The 26,768-nt window shown below is 43.3% G+C and carries 22 protein-coding genes; 14 read left to right on the forward strand and 8 right to left on the reverse strand.

From position 1 onward, the window contains the following. Nucleotides 1-202: 202 nt before the first annotated feature. Complete coding sequence (locus AMR95_RS02560) at nucleotides 203-1,168, reverse strand: LCP family protein (protein ID WP_058837502.1); 966 nt, start codon at nucleotides 1,166-1,168, stop codon at nucleotides 203-205. A gap of 257 nt (nucleotides 1,169-1,425) precedes the next feature. On the opposite strand from AMR95_RS02560, the gene AMR95_RS02565 reads away from it, so the two are divergent. Next, entirely contained in the window at nucleotides 1,426-2,790 is a 1,365-nt protein-coding gene (locus tag AMR95_RS02565; protein ID WP_156414530.1) for a sugar porter family MFS transporter, read from the forward strand. Nucleotides 2,791-2,926: 136 nt separating this feature from the next. Beyond that, nucleotides 2,927-4,324, forward strand: a complete 1,398-nt coding sequence (locus tag AMR95_RS02570) for a bifunctional glycosyltransferase family 2 protein/class I SAM-dependent methyltransferase (RefSeq protein WP_058837504.1) — start codon at nucleotides 2,927-2,929, stop codon at nucleotides 4,322-4,324. 185 nt (nucleotides 4,325-4,509) lie between these two features. Here the strand turns inward: AMR95_RS02570 and AMR95_RS02575 are convergent, their stop codons facing one another. The 5 genes from AMR95_RS02575 to kduI all read right to left on the reverse strand — a co-directional run bounded on the left by AMR95_RS02575 (nucleotide 4,510) and on the right by kduI (nucleotide 9,931). Beyond that, the gene (locus AMR95_RS02575) at nucleotides 4,510-5,655 is read right to left on the reverse strand and encodes a Ger(x)C family spore germination protein (protein ID WP_058837505.1); all 1,146 of its coding nucleotides are present in this window, start codon (nucleotides 5,653-5,655) and stop codon (nucleotides 4,510-4,512) included. Next, the gene (locus AMR95_RS02580; protein ID WP_058837506.1) at nucleotides 5,652-6,752 is read right to left on the reverse strand and encodes a GerAB/ArcD/ProY family transporter; all 1,101 of its coding nucleotides are present in this window, start codon (nucleotides 6,750-6,752) and stop codon (nucleotides 5,652-5,654) included. The genes AMR95_RS02575 and AMR95_RS02580 overlap by 4 nt, the downstream gene beginning before the upstream one ends. 3 nt (nucleotides 6,753-6,755) lie before the next feature. After that, nucleotides 6,756-8,222, reverse strand: coding sequence for a spore germination protein (locus AMR95_RS02585; protein WP_058837507.1), 1,467 nt, complete (start codon nucleotides 8,220-8,222; stop codon nucleotides 6,756-6,758). Between the two features lie 102 nt (nucleotides 8,223-8,324). Further along, a complete protein-coding gene (gene kduD, locus AMR95_RS02590) occupies nucleotides 8,325-9,098 on the reverse strand; it encodes a 2-dehydro-3-deoxy-D-gluconate 5-dehydrogenase KduD (RefSeq protein WP_058837508.1) in 774 nt (257 codons plus the stop codon). A 5-nt stretch (nucleotides 9,099-9,103) separates the two neighbouring features. Further along, nucleotides 9,104-9,931: a 5-dehydro-4-deoxy-D-glucuronate isomerase gene (gene kduI / locus AMR95_RS02595; RefSeq protein WP_058837509.1), complete on the reverse strand. Its 828-nt coding sequence runs from the start codon at nucleotides 9,929-9,931 to the stop codon at nucleotides 9,104-9,106. A 258-nt stretch (nucleotides 9,932-10,189) separates the two neighbouring features. Here kduI and AMR95_RS02600 point away from each other — a divergent pair, with 258 nt between their 5' ends. From AMR95_RS02600 to AMR95_RS02655, 12 genes are all read left to right on the forward strand, one after another. Then, a complete protein-coding gene (locus AMR95_RS02600) occupies nucleotides 10,190-11,200 on the forward strand; it encodes a LacI family DNA-binding transcriptional regulator (protein ID WP_039181927.1) in 1,011 nt (336 codons plus the stop codon). A gap of 86 nt (nucleotides 11,201-11,286) precedes the next feature. Continuing rightward, a complete protein-coding gene (locus AMR95_RS02605; RefSeq protein ID WP_082672196.1) occupies nucleotides 11,287-12,303 on the forward strand; it encodes a sugar kinase in 1,017 nt (338 codons plus the stop codon). Continuing rightward, nucleotides 12,275-12,874 carry a bifunctional 4-hydroxy-2-oxoglutarate aldolase/2-dehydro-3-deoxy-phosphogluconate aldolase gene (locus tag AMR95_RS02610; RefSeq protein WP_058837510.1) on the forward strand — a complete coding sequence of 200 codons (600 nt, stop codon included), beginning with the start codon at nucleotides 12,275-12,277 and terminating at the stop codon, nucleotides 12,872-12,874. Before AMR95_RS02605 ends, AMR95_RS02610 begins: the two co-directional genes overlap by 29 nt. 120 nt (nucleotides 12,875-12,994) lie before the next feature. Beyond that, nucleotides 12,995-13,450 carry a GNAT family N-acetyltransferase gene (locus tag AMR95_RS02615; protein ID WP_058837511.1) on the forward strand — a complete coding sequence of 152 codons (456 nt, stop codon included), beginning with the start codon at nucleotides 12,995-12,997 and terminating at the stop codon, nucleotides 13,448-13,450. 67 nt (nucleotides 13,451-13,517) lie between these two features. Then, a complete protein-coding gene (locus AMR95_RS02620) occupies nucleotides 13,518-14,519 on the forward strand; it encodes a sugar-binding protein (RefSeq protein ID WP_058837512.1) in 1,002 nt (333 codons plus the stop codon). Beyond that, nucleotides 14,516-15,958, forward strand: coding sequence for a sensor histidine kinase (locus tag AMR95_RS02625; protein WP_058837513.1), 1,443 nt, complete (start codon nucleotides 14,516-14,518; stop codon nucleotides 15,956-15,958). Before AMR95_RS02620 ends, AMR95_RS02625 begins: the two co-directional genes overlap by 4 nt. Then, nucleotides 15,952-17,370 (forward strand): response regulator, encoded by a 1,419-nt coding sequence (locus tag AMR95_RS02630; protein WP_058837514.1) that lies wholly within the window; start codon nucleotides 15,952-15,954, stop codon nucleotides 17,368-17,370. Before AMR95_RS02625 ends, AMR95_RS02630 begins: the two co-directional genes overlap by 7 nt. 102 nt (nucleotides 17,371-17,472) lie before the next feature. Then, nucleotides 17,473-18,738, forward strand: coding sequence for an ABC transporter substrate-binding protein (locus tag AMR95_RS02635; protein WP_058837515.1), 1,266 nt, complete (start codon nucleotides 17,473-17,475; stop codon nucleotides 18,736-18,738). 55 nt (nucleotides 18,739-18,793) lie between these two features. After that, the gene (locus tag AMR95_RS02640; protein ID WP_197412101.1) at nucleotides 18,794-19,765 is read left to right on the forward strand and encodes a carbohydrate ABC transporter permease; all 972 of its coding nucleotides are present in this window, start codon (nucleotides 18,794-18,796) and stop codon (nucleotides 19,763-19,765) included. Then, entirely contained in the window at nucleotides 19,762-20,583 is an 822-nt protein-coding gene (locus AMR95_RS02645; protein ID WP_041087976.1) for a carbohydrate ABC transporter permease, read from the forward strand. Before AMR95_RS02640 ends, AMR95_RS02645 begins: the two co-directional genes overlap by 4 nt. Nucleotides 20,584-20,730: 147 nt before the next feature. Then, nucleotides 20,731-21,681: a mannose-6-phosphate isomerase, class I gene (manA, locus tag AMR95_RS02650; protein ID WP_058837516.1), complete on the forward strand. Its 951-nt coding sequence runs from the start codon at nucleotides 20,731-20,733 to the stop codon at nucleotides 21,679-21,681. A gap of 124 nt (nucleotides 21,682-21,805) precedes the next feature. Continuing rightward, a complete protein-coding gene (locus AMR95_RS02655; RefSeq protein ID WP_058837517.1) occupies nucleotides 21,806-24,436 on the forward strand; it encodes a glucosaminidase domain-containing protein in 2,631 nt (876 codons plus the stop codon). A gap of 17 nt (nucleotides 24,437-24,453) precedes the next feature. On the opposite strand, the gene AMR95_RS02660 is transcribed toward AMR95_RS02655, so the two are convergent. Both AMR95_RS02660 and AMR95_RS02665 read right to left on the reverse strand, forming a co-directional pair. Further along, nucleotides 24,454-25,644, reverse strand: a complete 1,191-nt coding sequence (locus tag AMR95_RS02660; RefSeq protein WP_082672197.1) for a CDP-glycerol glycerophosphotransferase family protein — start codon at nucleotides 25,642-25,644, stop codon at nucleotides 24,454-24,456. An 11-nt stretch (nucleotides 25,645-25,655) separates the two neighbouring features. Continuing rightward, the gene (locus AMR95_RS02665; protein ID WP_039181899.1) at nucleotides 25,656-26,426 is read right to left on the reverse strand and encodes a WecB/TagA/CpsF family glycosyltransferase; all 771 of its coding nucleotides are present in this window, start codon (nucleotides 26,424-26,426) and stop codon (nucleotides 25,656-25,658) included. Nucleotides 26,427-26,768: the final 342 nt, after the last annotated feature.

A 26,768-nucleotide genomic window follows, 5' to 3' on the forward strand; every position in this document is an offset into this window, starting at 1 on the left:
AGCGTGTAGACAAACCCTCGCATTCGGTGTCAGGTCTGCGCTCCGGTACTCACGAATCTCAAATTCGCTCTGTTCCGGTGCTCACCCTTCCTAGAGCTGCAAAGGTTTTCTATCACGCTGAAAAGAAGACAAAGGGCTAAAATCAAGATCATTTTAGCCCTTTGTCAACAATCTAAAAGCGCCCCCTTAGGGACGCTTCTATTTATGATAATTCAAGCTGCTTTTTCAATTCAGTCTTCACTTCGTTCAGCTGGTTTTGATCCAATTGGTAATAATAAACCCCGTTTGGCTGGTAATCAGATCCTTTAAGCTGGATGGTATCAACCGATTTCAATGAAGTCAGAAGCGGGAAAAGACCGACTAACTCCTTCATAGAAAGGGTGGTTGACACATTATCGCCGAGTGTATCAATGATATTGTCGTATGACGGGATAGATGTTAATGATTTTGATTTATCAAAAATGGCTTTTAACACTTCCATTTGCCGCTGTCCACGCATTAAGTCACTATCTGCTTTTCTTGTTCTCACATATGCGAGTGCTTGATCCCCATCTAGTGTATGAGTTCCAGTTTGAAGCACAACCTTGCCTTTTGTATCTTTTTTAATCTGTTTCACAAGGTAATCATCCTTGATGTTAATAGATACACCGTTTAATTCATTGACGATTTCTTTAAATGCTACAAAATTACTTTGGATGACAAAATCGACCGGAATATCTAGTAAATCTTCAACTGTACTTACTGTTAAATCTGCACCGCCAAAAGCGTGTGCGTGAGTAATTTTATCAAAACCGTGGCCTGGAATATTAACGTATGAGTCCCTGGGAATGCTTAATAATTTAACGGTTTTATTTGTGCGGTTAATGGTAGCCAACACCATTGCATCGCTTCGTGCTTGTTTCACTGTTTCGCCCGGTCTGCTGTCAATTCCAAGCAGCAAGACAGAAAAGCTGTCTTTTCCTGGATCGAATGCTTCAATCCGTTTCACTGATTGTGCGCCGCGATCAAGAGATACTTGAGCCTTTTTGGCAGCATTTGTTACTTTGTAGTAGGCGTAGCCAGTAACAGAAGCGGTCGTCAGTAAAAGAATACCAAATATAAAAAGAGTGACTTTCACCCATGGTTTTAAACGCTTTTTCCCTTTGCGTTTACTTCGTGATTGATCCATATATTTTAAACCCTCGCTATGATTTTATAGTAAAGATGTCCTTCTTTATGCTTACAAACTAAAACAAATATACCTTAAAACGGGATATAGTGCGACATTTTTTTCACTAACGCTTAATTGACGTATCCTTCTCGTAAAAAGTTTCAAAGATATACAAATGAAATATATTTGTCATAAAACATCGAAATGTTTGAAATGACAGGAAGTGAGGAAAATGATTTTTCATAGAGTACAGAGACAAAAGTGGGGTTATGAACATGAAAAATCGGAATGGATGGCTTTATTTCTTCGGCGCCCTTGGCGGTGCTTTATATGGCTATGATACAGGTGTCATCTCCGGCGCCATCTTATTTATGAAAGAGGATTTAGGTTTAAATGCGTTTACAGAGGGGCTTGTCGTCAGCTCGATTTTAATCGGGGCGATGCTCGGTTCCTCTCTTTCTGGAAAGCTGACAGACCAATTTGGGCGGAAAAAAGCCATCATCGCCGCAGCGATTTTGTTTATTATCGGCGGATTTGGTACAGCTCTTGCCCCGAATACGGAAGTGATGGTTTTATTCCGAATTGTACTAGGGCTCGCTGTCGGGTGCTCGACAACGATTGTTCCATTATATTTATCTGAACTTGCGCCAAAGGAATCACGGGGGGCACTATCCTCATTAAACCAACTCATGATCACATTTGGTATTCTTCTAGCCTATATTGTGAACTACGCTTTAGCGGATGCAGAGGCATGGCGCTTGATGCTTGGAATTGCGGTTGTTCCTTCTGTTCTTTTGTTATGTGGGATTTTGTTTATGCCGGAAAGTCCCCGCTGGCTGTTTGTCCACGGACAGGCTAATCGTGCGAAGGAGATATTATCTAAACTCAGAAAAAGTAAGCAAGAAGTGGAAGAAGAAATTTCGGATATTCAAAAGGCGGAAAGTGAAGAAAAAGGCGGTTTTAAGGAATTATTTGAGCCATGGGTACGCCCAGCATTGATTGCCGGTGTCGGCTTAGCCTTTCTGCAGCAGTTTATCGGTACAAATACGATCATCTACTATGCACCAAAAACATTCACAAGTGTTGGCTTTGGGAATTCTGCGGCGATTTTAGGAACTGTCGGAATTGGTGCAGTGAATGTCATCATGACGTTTGTTGCCATCAAAATCATTGACCGTGTAGGGCGTAAAGCGCTGCTCCTATTTGGGAATGCAGGAATGGTCCTTAGTTTAATTGTCCTGTCAGTGGTCAACAGATTTTTCGAAGGGTCTACAGTTGCAGGATGGACAACCGTTATTTGTTTAGGTCTCTTTATCGTCATCTTTGCTGTCAGCTGGGGGCCAGTTGTTTGGGTAATGCTTCCTGAGCTGTTCCCGGTACATGTCCGAGGAATCGGTACAGGCGTTTCAACTTTCCTTCTTCATACAGGAAATTTAATCATCTCGCTTACATTCCCAGCTTTATTAAGCGCGATTGGTATCAGTAATCTCTTCCTCATCTATGCAGTCATCGGTGTAGGCGCCTTCTTATTTGTGAGGTACTTGGTGACCGAAACGAAGGGGAAAAGTCTTGAAGAAATTGAAGAAGATTTAAAAAAGAGAAATCGTGCCGTCGCAGGTGACGAAGGGAAAACAGTGTGAACAATGACCAGCTGCCGTATGCAGCTGGTTTTTCTATGTTAAACAAACGTTTAATCAAGAAAGGACATTCCCTCATCTTCTGAACGTGCTTCCTATCACATACATATGGAACAGGCGGGCGAAAGGTGGAAATGAGATGAGAGGGAAAACAAGCATTGTCATGCTGACGTACAACGAACTGCATTTAACGAAAACATGTATCGAAAGCATTAAACAGCATACGAGTAGCGACCAATATGAACTCATCATCGTTGATAATGCGTCAACTGACGGCACGAAGGAATATGTAAGAGAGCTGGATGATGTGATTTTCATTGATAATGAAAAGAATGAAGGCTTTGCAAAGGGATGTAATCAAGGGGCAAAAGAAGCTTCAGGAAACAGCATTCTCTTTTTAAATAATGACACGATCGTGACGGAAAATTGGCTTCCTCCATTAAAAGAGGCGCTATTCGCATCAGAACAGATTGGGATGGTGGGGCCAGTCTCCAATTATGTGAGCGGCCCTCAGATGGTCCAGCCGTCATATACAGATGTAAAGGAGCTCCCAGCGTTTGCTAAGGAATATACGTCTAAGAGAAAAGGTCAGAGAACTTATGTGCACCGGCTTGTAGGGTTTTGCTTGCTCGTGAAAAGAAAGTTGATCGAGGATGTGGGGTTATTTGATGAGCGATTCGTATATGGATCATTTGAGGATGACGATCTTTGCTTACGTTCATTACTGCAAGGGTATCAGCTGCAAATTGTGCATGATTCCTTTGTGCATCATCATGGTCATGCTACCTTCAATGCAAATCAAGAAACAAACATCTCTACACTGTTTACTGAAAACAGACTTAGATTTTTAGATAAGTGGGGCATAGATCTAAATTTGATCACCCCTCATCCGTATTTTGTGGAATTGCTCCCTGAGGAAGCTGCATGTGTACTGGATGTTGGATGCGGGGCTGGGGCAACCGGGCTTGAATTGATGAACCGGCAGTCTGTAACCATGTACGGGGTAGAGGCGGATGCATTAAAAGCAGCGGTCGCAAAGGCGTATTACGAAGAAGTGATCGAGGCACAAGCGGATGAATACCCATGGTCAGAGAAAGAGGCCTTTTTTGATGCGGTCATTTTTTCAGATGTTTTAGAGCATGTGTCAGACCCTTGGCACATCATTGAGCAAGCACACGCATCTTTAAAGCCAGGCGGTGTCATCATTTGCTGCCTGCCTAACATGATGCATGCAGAGGTGCTTCTTCCTTTGATGACAGGGGACTTTACGTATCAAGATGTAGGAATTTTAGATCGAACCCATATGCGGTTCTTCACACCAAACACCATGCGTGCGCTTTTCCCAGACCAATTGTTTGAACGCGTGATCGAGCAGCGGGTCAATGTACAGATTGATCAAAACGTTCAATTGTTTTTTGATGAAGTGGCAAGAATAGGAGCATCACTTGGCTTTCAAACAAAATCGTTGTCTGACCAAGTGACTTTGTATCAGCTTCTCATTGTCGTACGTAAAAAAGGCGGCTCCCCATCGGGATAACCGCTTCAGCGTGTAGCCAAACCCTCGCATTCGGTGTCAGGTCTGCGCTCCGGTGCTCGTCCTTCCTAGGGCTGCAAAGGTTTTCTATCACGCTGAAAAGAAGACAAAGGGCTAAAATCAAGATCATTTTAGCCCTTTGTCAACAGTATGAGGGCGGCTCCCTATTGGGATACCGCCTTTTGGCATTACCATTTAAAGCTTTTTGTTGCGCCTTCTGCACCAAAATTCAAGATGCTGACTTTGACATCGTATTCGATGGCTGCTTCTTGGAATAGCCTATCCCACTCGGTACCATGCTGATCCCAATAGTCGGGATATTTCATACGGAACTGCTGGTTTAAAAATATGGGATCAACGCCGACTTCTTTTTGCACATGATTTACTGCTTTTTGAATGCGTTCTTTAATTTTATGAGCAAAGAGCCGCTCAAATCGTTTGATGTACTGCTCATCGTATGAGTTTTCTGGAGGATATTGATCCTCTGATAATTTTCCATTTGTTTTTACGTTAATTTTAAAGGAAACCTTTCCGTCTTTCAGATAGGGCTCGACCTTCGTTTTTGCTCTTTTTATTTCATACGTGATCGGATAACCTTTGTAGGTGGTAGGTACAACGCCGCCAGTGATACGGCCCATCACCCAGTTTAAAGATTGGACATCTTTTGCTGGAATAAAATCAATCAGTTTTCGCGTTTTCCCATGTATGATTCCTGCCCCATCATAAATAATTTCACTGTCGATCACATCTACACTTTGCACAAGGAAGCTAACGCCCATCTGAAAGTAATCAGACGCCCGGCCAATACGTGTTGCCGGTGCGATCTTTCCGTTAAAACTTCGGTTTTTGGATGTTTCAAAGATATGCTCAACCGGTACCTTCTGTTGAGACTTTAACTTTTGATTGATGACTTTTGACGCATCTCCTCGTGACACGAGGAGATAGCTGCTGCGCCGAACCTCATCATCTCGAATAAAATGATTAAGTGTTCCTTGAATATCGTGATGCTCTGCTTGATTTCTGCCAAACAAGAAGATTTTCAGGTGATCACTATAGATCGGCGGGTCCTTCAAGGCGACATTACTGACAGCCTCAAGCACATTTTTTCCCTTCGAGACAACATTCACATAGCCGGGAGAATCGGCTTCTTGTGTTCCGCTTGATTTCGGTACAAGGTTTTGGTAGGTCAGCTTAACTCCATTGTCATCATCCTCATCAATACCAACACCGCGTACAAACGATAGTTTTTCAATATCCTTTAAGTCCCAGCAGCCTGTTGATAGAAGGAAAAGACAGCAGGAAAAAAAGAATAACAGTATACGCCTGCCTCTCATGTAGAACGACCTCCCCATTTTTTGCGTATCATCAGCAGGATAGCAGTAATAAAAGGAATGGCTAAAACTGCAAATAATGCGTAGCCGAGTAAAGTAGAGTAGTAAAAGACTTCGTTGATATTTCTAGGGAAAAGTGAGAGTGCTGATGTAATCAAAAATAGCAGCCATAACAGTCTCGTTATATTGGTTGATTTAAAAACAGTGAAGCAGCCTTTAATCGCAAACTGGAAAAAACCCAGCATACAAATGAACTGCTGGCACGTCCAGATCGTCAGTAAGAAAATATCAAATCGTTCGATAAACACCCCTTCAAGTTCAAGCGCTTGTATAAGAGAAACCGTCGGCCAAGTGAGAGATTTCGTTTCACCAACGGTCATGGAGCCAATCACTATAAAGAGTGTGAGGGAATATACAAGAGAAGTAATCCCAACCCCGATCGCAGCCGCCCATTTTGCCTTAGACCATTTGTCTTTATAAATGAGCGGGACAACAAACAAAATGACTTCAAAGCCTGTAAATTGAATAAATGTTTGAGAGAACAGGTTACTAAAATCTTTAAAACCATGCGCCATCACAGGGCGCAAATAATCAAAATCAAATATTTTTAAACTAAACAGCATGAGCGCTATGTAAATGACCATGGTGATCGGATAAATATAGGTCACCATTTTGACGACTGGAAAGATACCGCTTTTCAAATGATAGATCGCCACGAGTAAAAAAATCATCACAATCACGGTCATGGGAGTTGATTGCAGCAGGAAAAACTGAACCACTTCCCCAAGGACACGTGCCTCAAAGCCGACAATGCCTAGTAAATAGGCGATCAGCATTAAATTAAAGATTGTGCCAAAGAATGCGCCCGCTCCTTTTGTATTTGACTCGAAAATGGTGTCTGGTGCATTCTTTTCGGCAATCCAGCCCAACAAAAAAGCAACGAAAGCAAAGATGACGCCCTGTATTAATACAATGATCCAGCCATCAGGGTATCCTGAATTGGCAGAACTGCGTGGAATGGTTAAAATTCCAGCGCCTATCATTGTAGAGCTGCAGAGGATGGTTACTTGTAACAATGATAGCCTTTCAGGTCTGTACATCGTTTAATCTCCTTGTCTTTTGAGATTTTTTATTTTTGCTGTTTTTGGTCTGGATTTAAATAGCCCGATTGGTAAACGAACGTACGTATCCTTTAAATCTGAAAACGGTGAAGACAATACTGGTGTGAAATAGTCGAAACCAAAGGTCTTTAACTGCATCAAGTGACAAAGCACAAATAAATAACACATGATTAAACCGTATAATCCAAACAAGGCTGAACTAAAAATGGCCATAAACCGCAAAATACGCAGTGGGAAACTGAAGTCATATGACGGTGCCGTGAAGTCAGCTAGTGCGGTCAGCGACACAATAATCACCATTAAGGCACTGACGATATTGGCTTGGACAGCTGCCTGACCAATAATAACCCCGCCAATGAGCCCAATTGTCTGTCCGATGGCTCTTGGAAGCCGTAGTCCAGCTTCCCGCAGCAGCTCTATCGTAAAAGACATGAGAATGGCTTCGACAACAGGAGGGAAGGGAACATTCTGCCGGCTGCCTGCGATGGTGAGTGCCATTCTTGTCGGTAATAAACCGGGATGATAAGAGACAAGAGCAATGTAAAGCCCGGGTAAAAAAATCGTGAGCAGCACGGCAATATAACGAAGTAAACGCAAAAGAGTCGCGCTTGTCCACCTCTGATAATAATCCTCTGGTGATTGCATCAAAGCTGTAAGTGTCATAGGTAAAATGAGGGCAAAAGGAGTCCCATCGAGCAAAATCGAGACTTTGCCTTCAAGCACAGATGCAATCACCCGGTCAGGACGTTCTGTGTTTTGAATCTGTGGGAAAATGGAGATGTGACTGTCCTCAATCAACTGTTCAATATAGCCGGTTTCAGGGATGTCATCCATTTTGATTTCGGCCATGCGTGATAGAACATCTTCTACTAGTTTAGGGTCAGCAATATCACGAACATACACAAGAGCAGCGGATTTTTTATTGCGAGTACCGATACTCACCTTTTGAATCACAAGATTTGGGTCGTTTGCCCGTTCGCGGAGTAAAGCCGTGTTTTTTTCAAGATTCTCAATAAATCCAATCCGTGGTCCTCTTACAAGAACTTCAGATTGCGGCTCTTCTACTTCCCTAAATTGAAAAAGATTTGTATGGAGTGCAAGTGCTTGAGCCGCTCCATCTACAAATAAAATAGCCTTGCCGCTATATAACTGCTCGATGGCAAGGTTCATATCATCCAGCACATCACTTTGAATGCCAAAGAACGTTTTTGAAAGGGAGGGAAGTGTATTAGAATCAACCTCAGTGAGGTCCAGTTCCTTTTGCATTGGTGAAATGATTTGCTTAGAAAGTAACTCAAATTCTGTGAGTCCTTCAATGTACACGAGACATGCAGACATAGTGGAAGGACCAAATGAAAAAGAGTGGAACACGATATCATCACTTCTTCCGGCAAAGCTTTTGACACGCTTAATGACGGACGCTATATCTTGTTCAATACGACTTTTCATAATACCTCACCCTCATCACATGTTTTTTATAGAGTGACTCGGAAGGTGGAGAATTATACAAATAGAAAAAAGAGAATCCCGGATAGGAATTCTCTCGTCTTTTTATCTTGCAAGCCAGCCGCCATCAACGGCTAAAATATGACCGTTCATATAATCAGAAGCTGGTGAGCTAAGGAAAACAGCAGCACCTGCTAGATCCTCAGGTTTTCCCCAGCGCCCGGCGGGAATTCGTTTGAGAATCTCTTCATTTCGATTTTCATCGTCACGAATGGCTTGTGTGTTATTGGTCGCAATATACCCAGGCGCAATCGCATTCACTTGAATATGCTGGCTCGCCCATTCGTTGGCAAAAGCTTTCGTCAGCCCTGCGACAGCATGTTTGCTTGCTGTATAAGCGGGGACAAAGACGCCGCCTTGAAACGATAGAAGGGAGGCGATATTAACGATTTTCCCTTGCCCGTTTTTCAGCATTTGCTGTCCAACCTTTTGCGTGAGGAAAAAAAGACTGTTGATATTCACATCCATGACCGTATGCCAATCTTCCTCTGAATAGTGAGCCGCCTGCTCTCTTTTGATCGTTCCAGCATTATTGATTAAAATATCAATCGTGTGCTTTTTTAATATGGCGTCGACATCCTGTTTTGCAGTTTGAGGATCGGAAAAGTCAACCTGAACCGCATGAAATGATCGGCCTGCCTGTTCGATAAGTGCCTTTGTTTCTTCAAGCGGTGTGTGGTGATAAGTGCCGATGATATCTGCACCTGATTGGGCAAGCGCCACGGCAATACCTTGCCCAATGCCGGTTCCAGGACCTGTCACAAGGGCTGTTTTTCCTTCAAGGGAAAAGAGGGACGCTACATCTGATGTTGTCATCATCCTTGTTACCTCAACTGATCCATTGGGACAAAGTCCATATCTTTGAACGTATAGTTTTCGCCCGCCATTGCCCAAATAAATGAATAATTCGCTGTGCCTGAGCCTGAATGGATGGACCAGGCAGGTGAAATGACTGCTTCCTCATTTGCCACAACAAGATGTCTTGTTTCAGAGGGCTCCCCCATAAAATGAAAGACGCGTGCATCCTCTTCGATATCAAGGTATAAGTATACTTCCATCCGGCGATCGTGAATATGAGCAGGCATCGTGTTCCACGTGTTATTGGTTTCCAGCTGAGTGATTCCCATCATGAGCTGACAGCTTTGGATGCCGTCTGCATGGATGACTTGATACAGGTTTCGTACATTGGAAGCAGCTGCTTCCCCTAAGTGGTTTGGTGTTAATTTAGCGATGGCTGCTTTTTGCGTAGGGTACGCTCTATGAGCCGTGGCTGAAACTAGATAGAACTTGGCCTGCTCTCCTGATGAACTAGCAAACTGTACATCTTCGTGACCAAGACCAATATATAAGAAATCTTTATGCTCCAGCACAAAGGCCTCACCATCAACAGTGACCGTTCCTTGTCCGCCGACATTCACAATCCCGATTTCACGTCTTTCAAGAAAATACTCCGTCCGTAAAAAGTCCCCAGCATCTAGTGTGAGCGGCTCTGCTGCCGGCATGGCTCCGCCAATCACCACACGGTCTTCATGAGAGTAATAGAGCTTTAATTCACCACTGACAAATAGCGTAGGAATATGAAAATGACGACGAAGTTCCTCTGTTGTAAAACGTTTGACCTGTTCAGGATGTACAGCATAACGATTTTCCATTTGGATAAGCCTCCCTTTCCATCTGAAACAAATATTGATATTTATTTGGTATCGGTTTCAAGGAAAATTCTAGAGGAAAAAGAGAGCGCCGTCAACCGTTTATTTGAAATCGCTTTCTTTTTATCTGATTAGACGAATTTTTGCCATCATCATGCAAAAAAATCTTCTGAAATGCCATCAATTATGATATGCTCTTTTTAAGTTTATTTGAAATCGGTTTCGAACCAAATGAGAAGATCAATTGTGGGAGTTTTTTGAATGAAAGAGAAAAAGCAAACGAAAGTGACCATTAACGAAGTAGCAGCTTATGCAGGGGTCTCAAAATCAACTGTATCCAGATATATCAATGGCAGAACAAATGAAATTTCTTCAGAAAAGGTAAAAAAAATCAAGAAAGCCATTGAGGAACTCCATTATCGCCCGAGTCAGCTTGCTCAAGGACTAAAAGTCAGAAAAAGCAAGGTCATTGGGTTTATTGTAGCCGACATTACGAATCCATTCTCTGTGGCAACACTTCGCGGAGTTGAAGAGATTTGTGATGAATATGGATACAGTATCATGGTGTGCAACACAGATAATCGTCCAGAAAAAGAACGGGAAATGCTCCTTAAGCTGAATGCACATTATATTGAAGGGCTCATCATCAATACGACAGGACAGAACAATGACATTCTGGAGGAGTTTAAGAAAAACGGTGTGCCGATTGTTCTTGTGGACCGGAAGCTGCCTGAACTAAAAGTCGACACAGTGACCACGAACAACCGTGATATCACAATCCGGCTGCTTCAACAAATGTATGAGAAAGGCTATGATCACATCGCATTCTTTACTGAGCCTGTCGATGGAATCAGTCCTCGTGAAGAGCGAAAGGAAGCATATGAACAGACAGCTTTGAGTAAACATAAGAAGCCAATCATTGCAGAAATTGATTTAAAGCAAAAGGAACAAATGCGCGAAGAGATTGTCCGTTTTCTACAATCAAACGAACAGAAAAAAGCGATTTTAGCAGGTAATGGATTACTCATGCTGAAGCTGATTAGTGAACTTGTAGAGCTTGGGATGAAGATTCCTGATGAGATCGGCATTGCAGGGTTTGATGATACAGAATGGTATAAGCTGATTGGACCTGGAATCACTACAGTTGCCCAGCCTTCTCATGAAATGGGGAAAGCAGCCATGCAAAAAATCAAGACACGGCTTGAAGGGGATGAAAGTGCGCCCCAAACGATTCAGCTTGATGGTGAAATCATTGTAAGGAAATCTTTATAAATGATAGGCAGAGAAGAGTATACAGACGTGCATGCTCTCTCTTTTTCAACTGATTTGAAACCGGTACCAAGAAAGGGGAGAAATGAGTGAAAGCATTGGATGCGGTCACATTTGGGGAATCAATGGCGATGTTTTATGCAAAGGAAGTTGGGGAGCTTCATCAAGTGCATACATTCCAAAAGGCGCTTGCTGGTGCAGAAAGTAACGTGGCTGTCGGTTTGGCGAGGCTGGGCTTTCATGTGGGCTGGATGAGCAAAGTCGGAGCAGATTCACTTGGCACATTTATTTTAGAAGAGCTTCAAAAAGAAGGGGTCGATACAAGTGCAGTGCTCCGTTCAAATGATGGGTCTCAAACGGGCATCTTACTTAAATCAAAAGTGATCGATGGAGACCCTGACGTCACGTATTATCGGAAAGGCTCTGCTGCGAGCACAATGAGTCCAAGCGACTTTCCCGCCACCTATTTCAAACAGGCAGGCCACCTTCATATGACTGGTATTCCGCCTGCCCTATCCAGTGAAATGAGAGCGTTTTCTATTCGTGCCCTTCAAGAAATGAAAGCAGCGGGCAGAACCATTTCATTTGATCCAAATCTTCGGCTTCAGCTATGGGAAGAGGGGGAGGACATGATTCAGACGGTGAATCAAATCGCTTCGCAAGTGGATTGGTTTTTTCCAGGTCTTGCAGAAGGGCAAAGGCTCACGGGTTGTCACGAGCCAGAAGAGATTGCAGATGTTTATTTGCAAAAAGGTGTCAAGCTAGTGGTCATTAAGCTAGGGGCAGAAGGTGCCTATTATAAAAGTGCAGCCGGACAAGGAATTGTGAATGGATTTTATGTACAGGATGTCGTAGATACAGTCGGAGCTGGTGATGGATTTGCAGTGGGGGTCATCAGCGGCTTACTTGACGGCTTATCAAATGAAAAATCCGTGACAAGAGGTAATGCGGTTGGGGCACTTGCAGTGATGTCTCCTGGCGATAAGGATGGACTGCCTACCCGGGAGGAGCTTCAAGCTTTTATGAAAGAAGCCAAACGATATCAAAGGCGGGATTATATGAAAGGGGATGAGAGATATGGGAAAGTCAGCAAGTTTGAACGTTAAAAAGCAGCTCGCGTCTTGTAAATTGATCGCAGTGGTGAGAGCGGGTAGTGAAAGAGAAGGCATTGAAATGATTGAGCGTTTAAAGAAAAAAGGGGTCCGTGCCATTGAAGTGACGTATACCACGCCAAATGCTGAACGCATTATCGCATCCTTTCAGCAGGAGCAAGACCTCATTGTAGGAGCGGGAACGATTACGACACTGGAGCAGGCACAATCAGCTGTTGAGGCAGGCTCACAGTTTATCGTCAGTCCAGGATATCTTCCTATGATTGGAGAACATCTCTCATTTTACGACACACTCTATGTACCAGGGGTTCTCACCCCAAGTGAAATCATGCAGGCGAAAGCAGATGGCTACGGCTTGCTCAAGCTTTTCCCAAGCGGCTCCTTCGGTTTATCCTATATGAAAAACCTGCAAGGTCCATTTCCAGAGATTGAATTTATTCCTACGGGTGGCATTCATCCAGCTGATGTTCCGAAGTGGCTTCAAGCAGGCGCAGTGGCTGTCGGTGTCGGAAGTCAGCTTGAAAACAGTACAGCAGAGGAATTACAAGCCGTTCTTTCCTCATAAATACTTGTAAAACGAACAAACAATTGGCTTGTAGATGCCAGTTGTTTGTTCGTTTATCTGACATAACAGCAGATAACCATTCAACTCTTCACGTACAATGATCGTGAAGGAGTGATGGAAATGTATATTCTACAAGATGAACTTATGGATGGACGAATTGATCAGCTGATTACTGCACATCTAGAAGAAATGAAAGAGCATTCGCCGCCCGAAAGCATTCATGCCCTTCCATTAACTGATTTAAAAAAACAAGATGTCACCGTGTGGAGTGTGCGAGATGGAGAGGAGCTTCTTGGCTGCGGAGCGTTAAAGGAGCTGTCAAGTGAACATGGGGAAATCAAATCGATGAGAACTGCAGCCCTCCATATGCGGAAAGGTGTAGCGAGGTATATGCTGAATCATCTTCTCCAAGAGGCAAAACGGCGCGGGTATACACGTGTCAGCTTAGAGACAGGGGCAATGGCTTTCTTTGAACCAGCAAGAAAACTATATGAAAGCGCTGGGTTTCAGTATTGCCCGCCTTTTGGTACATATCAAGAAGATCCAAACTGTTTATTTATGACAAAGGAATTATAGAGGTCGAGAGAGTATGCTTATAAGCAGCTCTTTTTTTATGCTGAAATAGTGAAAGGAGGAGGACAAGGTGAAATTATCTAAGTGGATTGGAATGAGCGCATTTCTCACATTTTGTGCGGTATCTGTCATTTTTTTAACGTTATTAGGTCAAGATTTATTTGAAATTGAAAGCGCTTCCGATGAAACAGCGTCAACGTATCAATACCATTTTGTCCTTGTACCGGAGGAACTTGATAACGAATATTGGCAGCTTGTACAAAAAGGAGCTGCTGATGCGGCAGACGTTCATCACGTGTATCTAGAATATTTGGGCCCAAAGCAAGCGGATGTAGACGATCATCTGAAAACCATTGATATGGCGATCGCTGGGCATGTTGATGGCATTATGACGCAGGGACTTGATGCGAAAAAATACAAACCGCTTTTTCAGAAGGCGAGGGAAAAAGGAATTGATGTCGTCACCGTCGATACGGATGCAGAAGGGAGCAAACGTCAAGTGTATGTAGGAACGGACAATTACTATTCAGGCTTTATCGCAGGGCAGGCACTCATCGCAGATACAAAAGGTGAACAGTATGTAGGAATTGTCACAGGCAGGCTGGATGCCATTCATCAAAAGCTGCGCGTCAAAGGCTTTCGAGATGCCGTCTCCGCTGAAAAACGCATTCATATTGCTGGAATAGAAGAATCAGCCATTACGAAGTCAGGTGCCTCAGGTGCCGCTTATAAACTATTAAACGATCATGCGAAGCTTACCGCATTTTATGGCACAAGTGCATTAGATGGTGCAGGCATCATTCAAGCAATCGCACAGTATCAATCATCCACTGATTTTTATGTGCTTGCATTTGACACATTGCCTGATACGATTCAGGCGCTTGATGATGGAACGATTGATGCCGTGGTCGTGCAGCATCCTTATGAAATGGGCTATCAAGCGGTTGAATCGCTTGTTCGTTTGCAAAAAGGTGAAAAAGAAGAACCGCTTCAGTACACGGGAACGAGTGTGATCCGGCGCGGGGATCTGCCTCTTCAGCAAACAGACAGAAAGCAGGGGATGCAGCCATGAGAAAGATTCGAAGTAAGCTGTTATTGGCATTTTTAATCCTCGTGCTTCTTGGCAACGTAGCCGCTTTTTTTGTCTACTGGAGCAGTTCAAAAATCACATCAGAATATAGCAGGAGCTTCCGTTCTTTTCTGCTGCTCAATGATATATCGACAGAAGCGAAAACGATGTATGAAAAAGTCAATGCCTATGCCATTGAAAAGGATCGGAAGTTTGCCAAAGAATACCTTACGTCAAAACAAAAAATGAAATCCTACGATCAAGCGCTACGAAAGGATGCCGGGCTTCATGCTGCGATTCCTTCTATTGAAAAATATCAATATATGATACGGACGCTCATCAATGAAAGTGATGCAACCATGACACATGTAAAAGCAGGGAAAATCGAAGAATATGCTGCAAGTGTGAAGGAAGTGAGAACCGTCTCCTCCTATATACAAGAGCAGACGATGACCCTGCTTGATGATGAATTATCTGAATATCAAGTACTCTATCAATCTCTTCAAAAAAGGCATCATACCTATGCGCTCTTTACCTTGTGCCTGGTTACGTTATCAATCGGGCTCGCATTATGGATGGCGTATATGATTGCTGGCGGGATATCAAGACCCATCGTTCATCTGTCCCGAAGCGTAAAAGAAGTATCAGAAGGAAATTTTGATGGAGCGAATTTGCATGTCACCTCAAAGGATGAAATTTCTGTTTTAAATGAAGCCTTTCAGCGAATGCGGCAAGAGATGAAAATGATGATTGAAGAGATCAAACAAAAGGCAGCATTGGATCAAAAAATCAAAGACATGAAGCTAAAAACGCTGCAAAACCAAATGAACCCGCATTTTTTATTTAACACATTAAACATCGTTTCGCGGATGGCTTACTTAGAATCAGCCGAAGCGACATCGAGGTTGATTCAATCCGTTTCCACGCTGATGCGGTATTCGCTGTCTGCTCTGAGTACATCCGTTACATTGGAACAAGAAGTGAAAGTGGTGAAAGAGTATTTTCATATACAAGAAACGAGATTTGCCGATCGTATTACGTGCAAAACGTCCATCGATGAATCGTGTTTATCTGTACATATCCCAAGTCTCACCTTACAGCCGCTTGTCGAAAATGCCTTCATTCATGGCGTCGAACCAAAGGAGGAAGAGGGACTTGTCGAGCTCTCGATCTATCAAGAAGGCGGCTATGTGATGATTCGGATTCGGGACAATGGGATGGGCATCAATGAATTGGAGAAAAGAAAATTGCTATCAGAAAAAGAAGAGGAAGATCCGAACATCCTGAGTAAAGGCCACTCGACAGGAATCGGTCTTCGAAATGTGATGTCAAGACTGCGTTTGTTTTACGGGGTGCAAAATGCCCTTCAAATTGATTCAAAGCCAAACGAAGGCACCACCATACAATTGGCTATTCCGATGAAGGAGGGACCGGCATGCTGAACGTGCTGATTGTCGATGATGAAAAAATAGAACGACTAGCGATGCGGAAGTTCTTAACCGAATGGGTTCCAGAGTGTCATATAGCAGGAGAAGCGGAAAATGGAAAGAAGGCGGTTGAATTCGTGCGATCTGAGCCCATTCATCTTGTGCTCATGGATATCCAGATGCCTGGCATGGATGGACTGACGGCGATCAAACAGATCAAAGCAAGCAGTCCTCATACAAAATTCATTATGCTGACAGCCTACGATACATTCGATTACGCCAAGCAAGCGATGCAAGAAGGGGTGAAACAATACCTTGTTAAACCAGCTGATAAAGACGAAACCATCGCAGCCATTCAATTTGTAGCAGCAGAAATAAAGCAGGAGGCGTCTCAGCGGCAGGCGGCAGCGGCCGATCAGCAGTCAAAGTGGCTTGAAGCCCATATCATGAACGGTCAATCCTATACCTCCATGGAGTTTCAACAACTATTTTCCGAATATGAAGCAGGTCTTATCATCGCGGTGCAGCGGACGGGCGGGGATCAGCTGTTGAACGATTTACAGAAATCTGCACAATTTCATACGGTGCCGGTTCAGATGGGGGGTGAACTGTTTACATGCTTCATTTATAGTCAGCAAGGACCAGGTCAGCTTAAGGCAGAGGTGCTGCAAGCCATTCGAGCTGCCATGACAAATGGTCAGCCTTCACCTGTCGTTGGCATAGGGCACCCAGTCTCAAACCCGCTTCATCTTCAGAAAAGTGCAGCAGAGGCGAAGCTTTCCTATTATCAGCGAAAAAAGAGTGGCGGCGTTGTTCGTTATGGCTTTTACCAAACAGACATAAAGCCCGATCCATTGATTCATCTGCCAGACCTTGCGGATAGCATGATGCAGGCGCTCGAGGAAGGGAGAAGAGAGGATGCGCTGGCTTTATTTGATGCCTTTCAATTAGAGGGGGCGACGATTTCACAAGTAAAGGAACTGCTGATTCTCTTCAAATCACGTCTCCGTACAGATCTATCGATATTGACAATCAGCACCGCAGCTGAATGCCGTCAGTGCTGTGAACACCTATTTGACGTGTATGAAGCGAGAACCCAGACCATCAATGACATTGAGCGGGCAAAACGTTACATCAAAACGCATTATTGTGAACAGATCACACTTGAGCAAACAGCCGCTTATGTTGATTTAAGTCCAACCTATTTCACAAAACGTTTTAAAGACGAGACGAGTCTGACATTTAAAGAGTATGTGACAAACTGCCGGCTGGATAAAATCAAAAAGCTCCTCAAAGACAGCTCGCTTAGCTTAAAAGAAATTACCTATCAAGCAGGATATACAGATCCTAATTACGTCAGCCGTGTGTTTAAGAAGATGGTTGGCTGTTCACCGAAGGAATATCGAAAACAGGTCGTAAAAAAATGAAGAATTTCATAAAAAAGTGCAGAAGTTTGCCTGAAAAAAAGCAAGGATCTGTCATTATACTTATTTTGATAACGCTTACAAAATAGGGATGGGGGATCAATCATGAAGGTCAAATTAGGCTTTACACTGCTTGCACTCTGTATGCTGATCGTTACTGCCTGCAGTTCATCGACGAACTCAGAGGCAAAAAAAGAAGGCGGAACGGAAAAGCTCGAAATTTTCTCTTGGTGGACAGGAGCGGGTGAGGAAGACGGGCTAAAGGCACTCATCCAGTTGTTTGAAGAGAAGAATAAAGATATTCCAATTGAAAATGCAGCTGTCGCAGGTGGTGCTGGTACGAATGCAAAGGCTGTTCTGACTAGCCGTATGCAGGGGAATGATCCGCCTGCTACGTTTCAAGTGCATGGCGGGGCGGAGCTGAATGAGAGCTGGGTCGCGGCAGGCAAAATGGAGCCGCTGGATGATTTATATGAAAAAGAAGGCTGGAAAGACAAATTTCCAAAATCACTGATTGATCTTGTCAGCAAAGATGGAAAAATCTATTCCGTGCCAGTGAACATTCACAGGGGCAATGTGCTTTGGTATAACAAGAAGGTATTTGATGATGCAGGCTTAGAGCCGCCAGCGACATTTGATGAATTTTTCAAAACAGCAGATGCATTAAAGAAAAAAGGGATCACGCCACTTGCGCTTGGAGATAAGGAGCCTTGGGCGGCGACTCATTTGTTTGAAAGTGTTTTGCTTGGTGTATTAGGGGCAGATGGTTATCAAAAACTTTGGGCTGGTGACATGAAAATGGATGACCCGAAAGTGAAGGAAGCGGCAGACATCTTTGGGCGCATGCTCGAATACGTCAATGATGATCACAGCTCACGTAACTGGCAGGATGCCTCACAGCTCGTGGCAAAAGGCGAAGCAGCAATGAATGTCATGGGCGACTGGGCGAAGGGGTACTTTGTGAATGATCTTGATTTGAAGGTGAATCAAGACTTTGGATACACGGCGACTCCTGAAACGGAAGGAAGCTTTATGGTGATCACCGATACATTTGGACTGCCAAAGGGTGTGAAACAGCCAGAAAACGTGAAGAAATTCTTATCTGTTTTAGGATCTGTGGAAGGACAGGATGCGTTTAATCCGCTAAAAGGATCGATTCCAGCACGTGTGGATGCAGATGTATCAAAATATGATGAATACGGAAAATCGGCGATGAAGGCATTTAAAGAGTCAAAGCTGGCGCCGTCTCTTGCTCATGGCTCAGCTGCTGAAGAAGGGTTTGTGACGAAAGCCAATCAAGCCGTCAATATCTTCGTGACACAAAAAGACAGCAGCCAGTTTGTATCATCTTTAAAAGATGCAATGAAATAAAGACGAAAGAGGCGGCGGCTAGGCACCGCCTCTTTTTTAAAAGGAGTGTAGCTTCATGCGCATGGACACATCGCCGATGACAAAAACATCTATGCCCAAGGTGAAACGTATGCGGAAAAAATGGAATGGAGACCAGCTGCTGCCGCTGCTCTTTTTAGCCCCGTCAGCGGTTTTATTATTCATCTTTGTTTACGGCTTTATTGGCTGGACAGGATATGTGTCATTATCAAACTGGACCACGCTTGTTCCTGATTTCTCTTTCGCAGGTCTTCGCAATTATGCCATGCTGTTTCAAGATTTCCGCTTTCAGTCAGATCTTCGAAACACGGTCTTTTTTACTCTATTTTTTATTGGGGCTGTCATTGTCTCTGGTCTTGCACTTGCGATTTTACTAGATCAGAAGATCAAGGGGGAATCTCTTTTTCGGAATTTATTCTTCTTTCCGATGGCCCTTTCCTTCGTTGTCACAGGGGTTGTATGGCAATGGATTTTAAACCCGTCAACAGGGGTGAATTTATTTTTGAAAACGCTCGGTATCCAACCTAAATGGTACACGGATACGAACATTTTGGCCGGATTTGTCTGGGGGAAAATTGAGTTTGGTGTACCTGCGGCCATGATTGCCGTCGTAATTGCAGCTGTTTGGCAAATGACAGGCTTCTCTCTGGCGATGTATTTGGCGGGTCTGCGAGGAATTCCAGAGGAAGTAAGAGAGGCTGCTAGAATGGATGGTGCATCGGAGTGGCAGATTTACTGGAAAATCATTTTTCCTCTTTTAAAACCGATTACTGCAAGTGTTGTTATCATCATGGCTCATATTTCATTAAAGATTTTCGATTTGATTTACTCGATGACAGGACCGGGTGCGAACTTTGTCACGGATGTCCCGGGCGTGTATATGTTTGAAATGACCTTTAGAGGAAACCATTATGCAGGCGGTGCCGCCATTGCGATTGTCATGCTGATCTCTGTTGCGGTCTTTATCGTGCCATACCTCCTGTCGAGCCGGAAGGGGGCTTCATCATGACAGCCAGACAGTTTGTCCGTCCAGTTCTTTATGCTTTATTGATTTTGTGCAGTCTATTTTTTTTGATGCCAGTTTATGTCATGCTCGTCACAAGCTTGAAGCCATTAGGTGAAGTCACCCTTGAACGAATGTGGTCGCTGCCATCCACAATCGATTTTTCAAGCTATCAAATCGCGTTTGAAAAGCTGGCACCCAATTTAATGAATTCTCTTTATCTAGTCATTCCTGCTACTTTATTGTCAGCTGTATTAGGTGCAATGAATGGCTATGTATTATCAAAATGGCGTTTCAAAGGATCAGAAGTCGTCTTTACGCTGATGCTCTTTGGGATGTTTATTCCATATCAAAGTATTCTAATTCCACTTATTCAATTTTTGCGTGAAGTCGGATTGTATAATTCAATTCCAGGGCTTGTGCTTGTCCATGTCGTGTATGGACTTCCGATCACAACACTCATGTTCCGAAATTTCTATGTGAGCATCCCAGATGAAATGATTGAATCGGCGAAAATGGATGGCGCAGGGTTTATCGGGATTTTCAGACATATGATTCTTCCGCTTTCGATCACAGGGTTTGTTGTGGTCGCCATTTGGCAGTTCACAAATGTGTGGAATGAATTTTTATTTGCAGTCACGATGACCACTGCGGAGCATCAGCCGGTGATGGTTGCCTTGCAAAATCTATCAGGCAGTCAAATTGTGCAGTGGAACGTCCAAATGGCAGGAGCGATATTGGCTGCGCTGCCGACACTACTCGTCTATATTCTTCTTGGAAAATACTTTGTCAAAGGGCTTCTTGCAGGCTCTGTCAAAGGGTAAAACAATTTTTGTGTTATCGTTTTCATTCGGTGTACTGAAAGGATTGACTTCTCTTTAGATAGCGTCATAATAAAAGTTGAGACTTACTAGTTTTCATCAAGCTAGGTAAGGATTATCAAAGGGTAGCAAAGGGAGGAGTCATCCTGAATGAAGCAGTCACCAATTTTTTTACTGCCTGAATTGAAGGAAAGAATATGGGGAGGTACAGCCTTAAGGGATCAATTTGGCTACGATATTCCTTCTGATCAAACGGGAGAATGCTGGGCAATTTCTGCTCATCCAAACGGACCAAGTGTCGTGCAAGACGGTCCATATAAAGGGAAAACGCTGATCGAACTTTGGGACAATCATAGAGAATTGTTCGGGGGGATAGAAGGCGATCGCTTCCCGCTGTTAACCAAAATTTTAGATGCAAACCAAGACTTGTCTGTTCAAGTACATCCAGATGATGATTATGCGGAAAGACATGAAAATGGCGAGCTTGGAAAAACAGAGTGCTGGTATATCATTGACTGCAAAGAAGGAGCGGAAATGATCTATGGGCACAATGCAAGAACAAGAACTGAGCTTGTCACCATGATGAATAGCGGAGATTGGGAAGGTCTTTTGCGGCGGGTGAAAATTAAGCCTGGTGATTTTTATTATGTGCCAAGCGGTACCATTCATGCACTTTGCGAAGGAACGCTTGTCCTTGAAACGCAGCAAAGCTCAGATACAACCTATCGCGTATATGATTATGAACGAAAAGACCAGGATGGCAACGAACGTGAACTTCATTTTGCACAAGCAATTGATGTCACGACGGTTCCTCATGTAGACGGTTATGCAGATGAATCAGTTGAAACACGCCGAGGAGTGACCATTCGTACATTTGTTGAAGCAGAATACTTCTCTGTGTATAAATGGGAAATTGATCAAAAAGTAGAGCTTTCTCAGGATTATCCGTTTTTGCTATGCAGTGTGATTGATGGAGAAGGGTCTTTAGAGCATGACGGAAACACATATCCACTGCCAAAGGGCGCTCATTTTATTCTGCCGGCTGAAACAGGAAGCTTCTCAATTGAAGGATCTTGTGAACTGATTGTGTCGCATATATAAGGCAAAGAGGACTTCAAGAGGGTCCTCTATTTTTCTATTGCATAAATGACTTGAAAGAGTACTTGTTTTTGTCGATAAAGAGATTAGTAGACTATTATGCAAAGTTAAGAGAGGGACAGGGAACGTGAAAAAAACCATCAAGATTATGTTACTCGCAGCTGCCTTTGGTATGACATTACACACGGGTAAAGAAGCGCAAGCAGCCTCCTATGTCGACCAATCCATTTATACGATGAACACCACAAAGGTATTTACAACAGAAGCAGAAGTGAAAAAAGCAGTGGAAACACTGAAGAAGGACAAAAAGTGGACAGCCACTTATCAAACCTCAGGAAATACGTCGAGCTATCAGCTCACTGCCTCAGGATATGAGTCACAAGCAGCAGCGAGTGCAAGTGCAGCTGCATTAAAAAAAGAGGTGGGCATGAGCGGTACGGTGTCTCCAGTAGGTGACCGCCTTCCTTTACAAAAGGTCGTATCTGACCCAGTTAACGATGAAAATCAGGCGAAAAAGCTCTCACTTGAGCTAACAAAAACATCTGGGCTCAATAGCTCCTATGAAGTTATCAATCAAAGTAGGCCTTCTTATCAGGTCATATCAGGAACCATTGATTCTGAAACGAAAGTGAAAAATATTCAAACCGAGTTGCAAAAGCAGGCAGGCGTCACCAGTACATACCAAACCGAAAACAAAGCTGGCACTGTATATCAGCTGATTTCAAGCGGTATTGTTGGACAAAGTAAGGCGAATACGATTCTGCAAGGTTTTCAGAAGGCATCCGGTTTAAAACCAGTGCTTCAAACGGTAACAGCGGGTAAGCCGTATTACATCGTCACATCCGCTGCACAAGCGAACCAGTCGAAAGCACAGACACTCCTTACTCAGCTGCAAAAAGAAGCAAAAATCAGCGGGAAGATTCAAAAGACAGGAGCCTTAAAAAATGTCTACAGCTTGGAATCAGGCTATTTCAAAGACAACAAACAAGCAGCTTCAGCTGCGGCTCAAATTAAGAAGCAAACCGGTGCTGCAGGTACTGTGCAGCGAGTGGGAAAAACAAAAAATTATATCGTAAAGCTCAATCAATTGAACGATACAGCTTACGCAAAAACGATAGCTTTTTTCAAGAAAAAGAAATGGCGCTACACGTCCAAAAAGATTTCTTCTACACAGCCATATCAAGTAGTGACAGGGAATCTTTTAGGAGATGACCAAGCGAAAAAAGCAGCGGCTTTCTTCCAAAAGAAAAAAGTATCTGCAACAACGAAAAAAACAGGCAAGGTATCAGACAGCACATATCGACTCGTCGTCAATCAAGCAGTGGACCAAGCGAAAGTGAATAAAGGTGCCGCATACTTAAAAACGCAGAAGGTGACAAGCAGCATCAAGACAAGCAAGGGACAGGCTGTCAGCAAAACATATAGTCTTAAGACAACACCTGTATATGAACAAACTAAAGTGAAGCAAGCTCAAGAGATCATCAAAAAAAATGGAATTGCCAGCAGTACAAAAACGCTGACAGAAGCGGTCAAGCAATACCGTATCACGACAGAGCCGACAGTGAATCAGACAAAACTGAATCAAGCACTCAGCTATTTAACGAAACAAAAAATGAAGGCTGCTGCACAAAAAACAGGCGCAGTCGATTATGCTCAATATCAGATCAAAACAGGTGCCATCTCAACAGCTGCACTGCGTGACCAAGGCATGGCATTTTTCAAAAAACGGAATGAAACCGCTGCGTATACAACAACAACGAAACCAACTTACAAAATCAACATTACGCAGCAATTTACAGGATTACCAACTGTAAATGAAGCCATTGCATTTGTGAAAAGCCAATATGGCTGGACAGCCACAGCCGTAAAAATTAAAAATGGCCCAATGGTCATGCAAACGAACTACAACCTCACTGTCAATGAGATGGTAAACAAACAAATGAAGGTGTCACCACAGACAGATGGTGCGGCCTATGTCTATGCAGCATATGTAGACCAAGCAACATTGACAGTGAATACGGATGGCTTAAATGTCCGTTCTACACCTGATTCGAGCTCTGCAAGCAACATTGTGGCACAGCTGAATAAAGGAGCAAAAGTGAAACAGCTTGGAAAAGAAGGAAACTGGATCAGAATCAACCTCGGCTGGAGAAATGCAAGTGCAGCAGAGGTGCAAAAATATGTGGATCCAGCTAATATTGCAGAAGGCACGCAATCTTATTTTCAATTTCTGAAACTCTCTGAAGCTGCGAATCTCAATCCGGCAGAGGTCAATACAAAGATTTTAGCAGGCAAAGGGATTCTTGCTGGTAAAGGACAAGCCTTTATTACAGCAGCAAAAACGTATCATATCAACGAAATTTATCTTATTTCTCATGCGTTGCTTGAAACGGGTAACGGAAGTTCCATTCTAGCGAATGGTACAATGTTTAATGGAAAGAAAGTATATAACATGTATGGCATTGGTGCATATGACAGCAATCCGAATTATCTCGGTGCAAAGTATGCGTATGAACAGCAATGGTTCACACCAGAGGCTGCGATTATTGGCGGGGCAAAATTCATTGGCAACAGCTACATCAATAATGCGACATACAAACAAGATACGATTTATAAAATGCGCTGGTCTGCTACAGCAACTCATCAATATGCAACAGATATTGGCTGGGCTTCTAAGCAAGTCACTCGTATGTATAGTTTGTATAACCTGCTTGATGACTATACGCTTTATTACGATATCCCGGTGTATAACAAATAAAAAAACGTCCGTGCTTCCTATTGAGAAGCCGGACGTTTTTTTTGTAAGAGCAGCTGCTGTTCAATGAATGAAAGGAGCTGCTGACTTGATTGTCCCTTTGAATATTGGTTCCATTCCTCAGCAAAGGTTTTGATTCGTTCTTTATTGGTTGATACGTTTAGGTGTAAAAGCTCCTGCAAGAGCATGTCTTGAGTGACGCAAGCCTTTCCAGGAATGATGTCTTCATACCGATCAACTAAGCCGCGTTTCTCCCGGTAAGTGTCTAAGTCATAAGTGAAGAACAAGACAGGCTTTTCGAGCAGTGCATATTCAAACACAATCGACGAATAATCTGTCACTAGGACATCACAAGCACAAAGCAATGGATAGAGCGGCTGATCGGACACATCAAATATCCATTCACCGTCTGTTTCTGCTTTCGCTAAATGTTTGACTGCAGGATGAAGCTTGACGAGCAGAATATAATCGCCATTCAGCTCAGTTTGCAATTGCTCTTTTGAAAAAGGAAGGACAAGACTGTCCATTGCAAAGTCTCGATAGGTCGGTGTATAGAGCAGGATCTTTTTCCCTTTTGGGATATCATTCAGCTTTAAGGAAGGCTGATGCTGTTCATAGTACAGATCCGTCAGTGGTACACCAGTTGGTAAAAAGCGTTCATCATTGGCTCCAAACGAGGTCTTGAAAATCTCACGCATGTGATCTGAGCCTGTTACGATATAGTCGAAAGACGCATAGACACGTTTGAAGCGCTTGATGTCACGGGGACTTCGTTCAGAATTTGAAGCATCTTCAAGCCCGAACTTTTTCAAAGCGCCATTGGCATGCCATACTTGAATACAGGTGGTAGAAGGCCGTTTTCTAAGCACACTCGTCATGAGAAAGTAATTATCCGTCACGACAACCTTGCTTTTAAACATCGTATACATACATTGAATGAGATGGAGAGGATTTTTTTCATGAAAATAGCGAAATGACAGATGAGGCCCGTCCTTTTCTATCGCAGAAGCATGCTTCGTATAGAGGACAGTAAGCTTCATTGTCATGTTCGCCTGTTGTTGATAAGTATGAATGAGAGCAGCCGCATTCTCTTGGAACGAAACAAGCAGCGTCACCTGGTTTTCACGCGGTTTCACGCCGCTCATCAGCCATCCAATGAAAGAAATAAAAGCTGCGTAACATGAAATCATCATTGAGCGTATATTCATCATTTGTCAGTCTCTCACAGCTGCTTCGTCTGATCCTTTACCTGCTCAGGATAGTAACGTTTTTTTCCTTTGCTTTCCTTCAATACGGCAAAAGCGTACTTAGGAATATTCAGCATTCGTTTCCATCTCCATGGATTCACAATCAATCTGTACAGCCATTCTGTATTTGTCTTAATCATCCAGCGTGGTGCACGCTTCACCGTTCCGCTAAATACATCAAAGCTTCCGCCTAAACCGATGCAAACAGCCTGCGGGAATAAATGGCGGTATTCGTAAATAAAGTTCTCTTGGTTTGGATAACCTAATGCAACGAACACCATATCAGGTTTCGAGCGCGCGATTTGCTTCGCTACGAAACGTTTATCTGCTTGATAGCCGTCACAGCTTCCGGCAAGGACCACATTTGGATATTCCGTATCAATTCGCTGTTTCACAGCCTCAAGCACTTCTTTTTTCGCACCATATAAAAAGATTCTTTTAGACTGCTTGTTTGCTAGATCAAGCATAGACATGAAGACATCAAAGCCGGCAATTCTTGACTTAAGCGGACTTTGGGTCATGCGAGACATCAACACGACGCCTACGCCATCCGGCAGTACATAATCCGCAGATGAGACGACTTGATGGTACGCATGATCCTTCATGACGGCATAGCCTATCTCTGGATTGACAGTTGCAATCATGGCGCCTCTTTTCTGAGAAATATGATGCTGGTTCATATAGCTGATAAATTCATCTAAGTCGCCGTTTACATAAGAAAGGTTAGAGACCACTTCTGTTTGCATTGTTTAGACCTCCTTTTTAACTTGTTATCTATGAACGTTCATTGTAAATTCATTCTTCGCCTACTCATCATTTTATCACAGATGCTCCATGAAATATTAACAATAACTTTACAAACCTTTAAATTTCATGACATTTTCATCAATTCAAATGGACGATCCTCTGTGAAACATTGATTCCTCGGACTTTTCCTCCTGCGCCCAATAAATTGGAAATAGTTTGTCTTTACATCCGCTTAACGTTTGGTGGGCGCTGTGATATAATGAGGTTCCGAAGAGCGAATCGAATATCACAGAATTACGGATAAATTACTGCACGATGCAGTCGAATAAGGATTGAAGAAA

Origin of the sequence: Bacillus sp. G1(2015b), assembly GCF_001482475.1 — a bacterium.
GTDB lineage: Bacteria > Bacillota > Bacilli > Bacillales > Bacillaceae > Bacillus > Bacillus safensis.

Bases quoted from the DNA above. Each gene is read 5' to 3' on its own strand.
- AMR95_RS02560 (WP_058837502.1), bottom strand. From the start codon at position 1,168: ATGGATCAATCACGAAGTAAACGCAAAGGGAAAAAGCGTTTAAAACCA.
- AMR95_RS02565 (WP_156414530.1), top strand. From the start codon at position 1,426: ATGAAAAATCGGAATGGATGGCTTTATTTCTTCGGCGCCCTTGGCGGT.
- AMR95_RS02570 (WP_058837504.1), top strand. From the start codon at position 2,927: ATGAGAGGGAAAACAAGCATTGTCATGCTGACGTACAACGAACTGCAT.
- AMR95_RS02575 (WP_058837505.1), bottom strand. From the start codon at position 5,655: ATGAGAGGCAGGCGTATACTGTTATTCTTTTTTTCCTGCTGTCTTTTC.
- AMR95_RS02580 (WP_058837506.1), bottom strand. From the start codon at position 6,752: ATGTACAGACCTGAAAGGCTATCATTGTTACAAGTAACCATCCTCTGC.
- AMR95_RS02585 (WP_058837507.1), bottom strand. From the start codon at position 8,222: ATGAAAAGTCGTATTGAACAAGATATAGCGTCCGTCATTAAGCGTGTC.
- kduD (WP_058837508.1), bottom strand. From the start codon at position 9,098: ATGATGACAACATCAGATGTAGCGTCCCTCTTTTCCCTTGAAGGAAAA.
- kduI (WP_058837509.1), bottom strand. From the start codon at position 9,931: ATGGAAAATCGTTATGCTGTACATCCTGAACAGGTCAAACGTTTTACA.
- AMR95_RS02600 (WP_039181927.1), top strand. From the start codon at position 10,190: ATGAAAGAGAAAAAGCAAACGAAAGTGACCATTAACGAAGTAGCAGCT.
- AMR95_RS02610 (WP_058837510.1), top strand. From the start codon at position 12,275: ATGGGAAAGTCAGCAAGTTTGAACGTTAAAAAGCAGCTCGCGTCTTGT.
- AMR95_RS02615 (WP_058837511.1), top strand. From the start codon at position 12,995: ATGTATATTCTACAAGATGAACTTATGGATGGACGAATTGATCAGCTG.
- AMR95_RS02625 (WP_058837513.1), top strand. From the start codon at position 14,516: ATGAGAAAGATTCGAAGTAAGCTGTTATTGGCATTTTTAATCCTCGTG.
- AMR95_RS02630 (WP_058837514.1), top strand. From the start codon at position 15,952: ATGCTGAACGTGCTGATTGTCGATGATGAAAAAATAGAACGACTAGCG.
- AMR95_RS02635 (WP_058837515.1), top strand. From the start codon at position 17,473: ATGAAGGTCAAATTAGGCTTTACACTGCTTGCACTCTGTATGCTGATC.
- AMR95_RS02640 (WP_197412101.1), top strand. From the start codon at position 18,794: ATGCGCATGGACACATCGCCGATGACAAAAACATCTATGCCCAAGGTG.
- AMR95_RS02645 (WP_041087976.1), top strand. From the start codon at position 19,762: ATGACAGCCAGACAGTTTGTCCGTCCAGTTCTTTATGCTTTATTGATT.
- manA (WP_058837516.1), top strand. From the start codon at position 20,731: ATGAAGCAGTCACCAATTTTTTTACTGCCTGAATTGAAGGAAAGAATA.
- AMR95_RS02660 (WP_082672197.1), bottom strand. From the start codon at position 25,644: ATGATGAATATACGCTCAATGATGATTTCATGTTACGCAGCTTTTATT.
- AMR95_RS02665 (WP_039181899.1), bottom strand. From the start codon at position 26,426: ATGCAAACAGAAGTGGTCTCTAACCTTTCTTATGTAAACGGCGACTTA.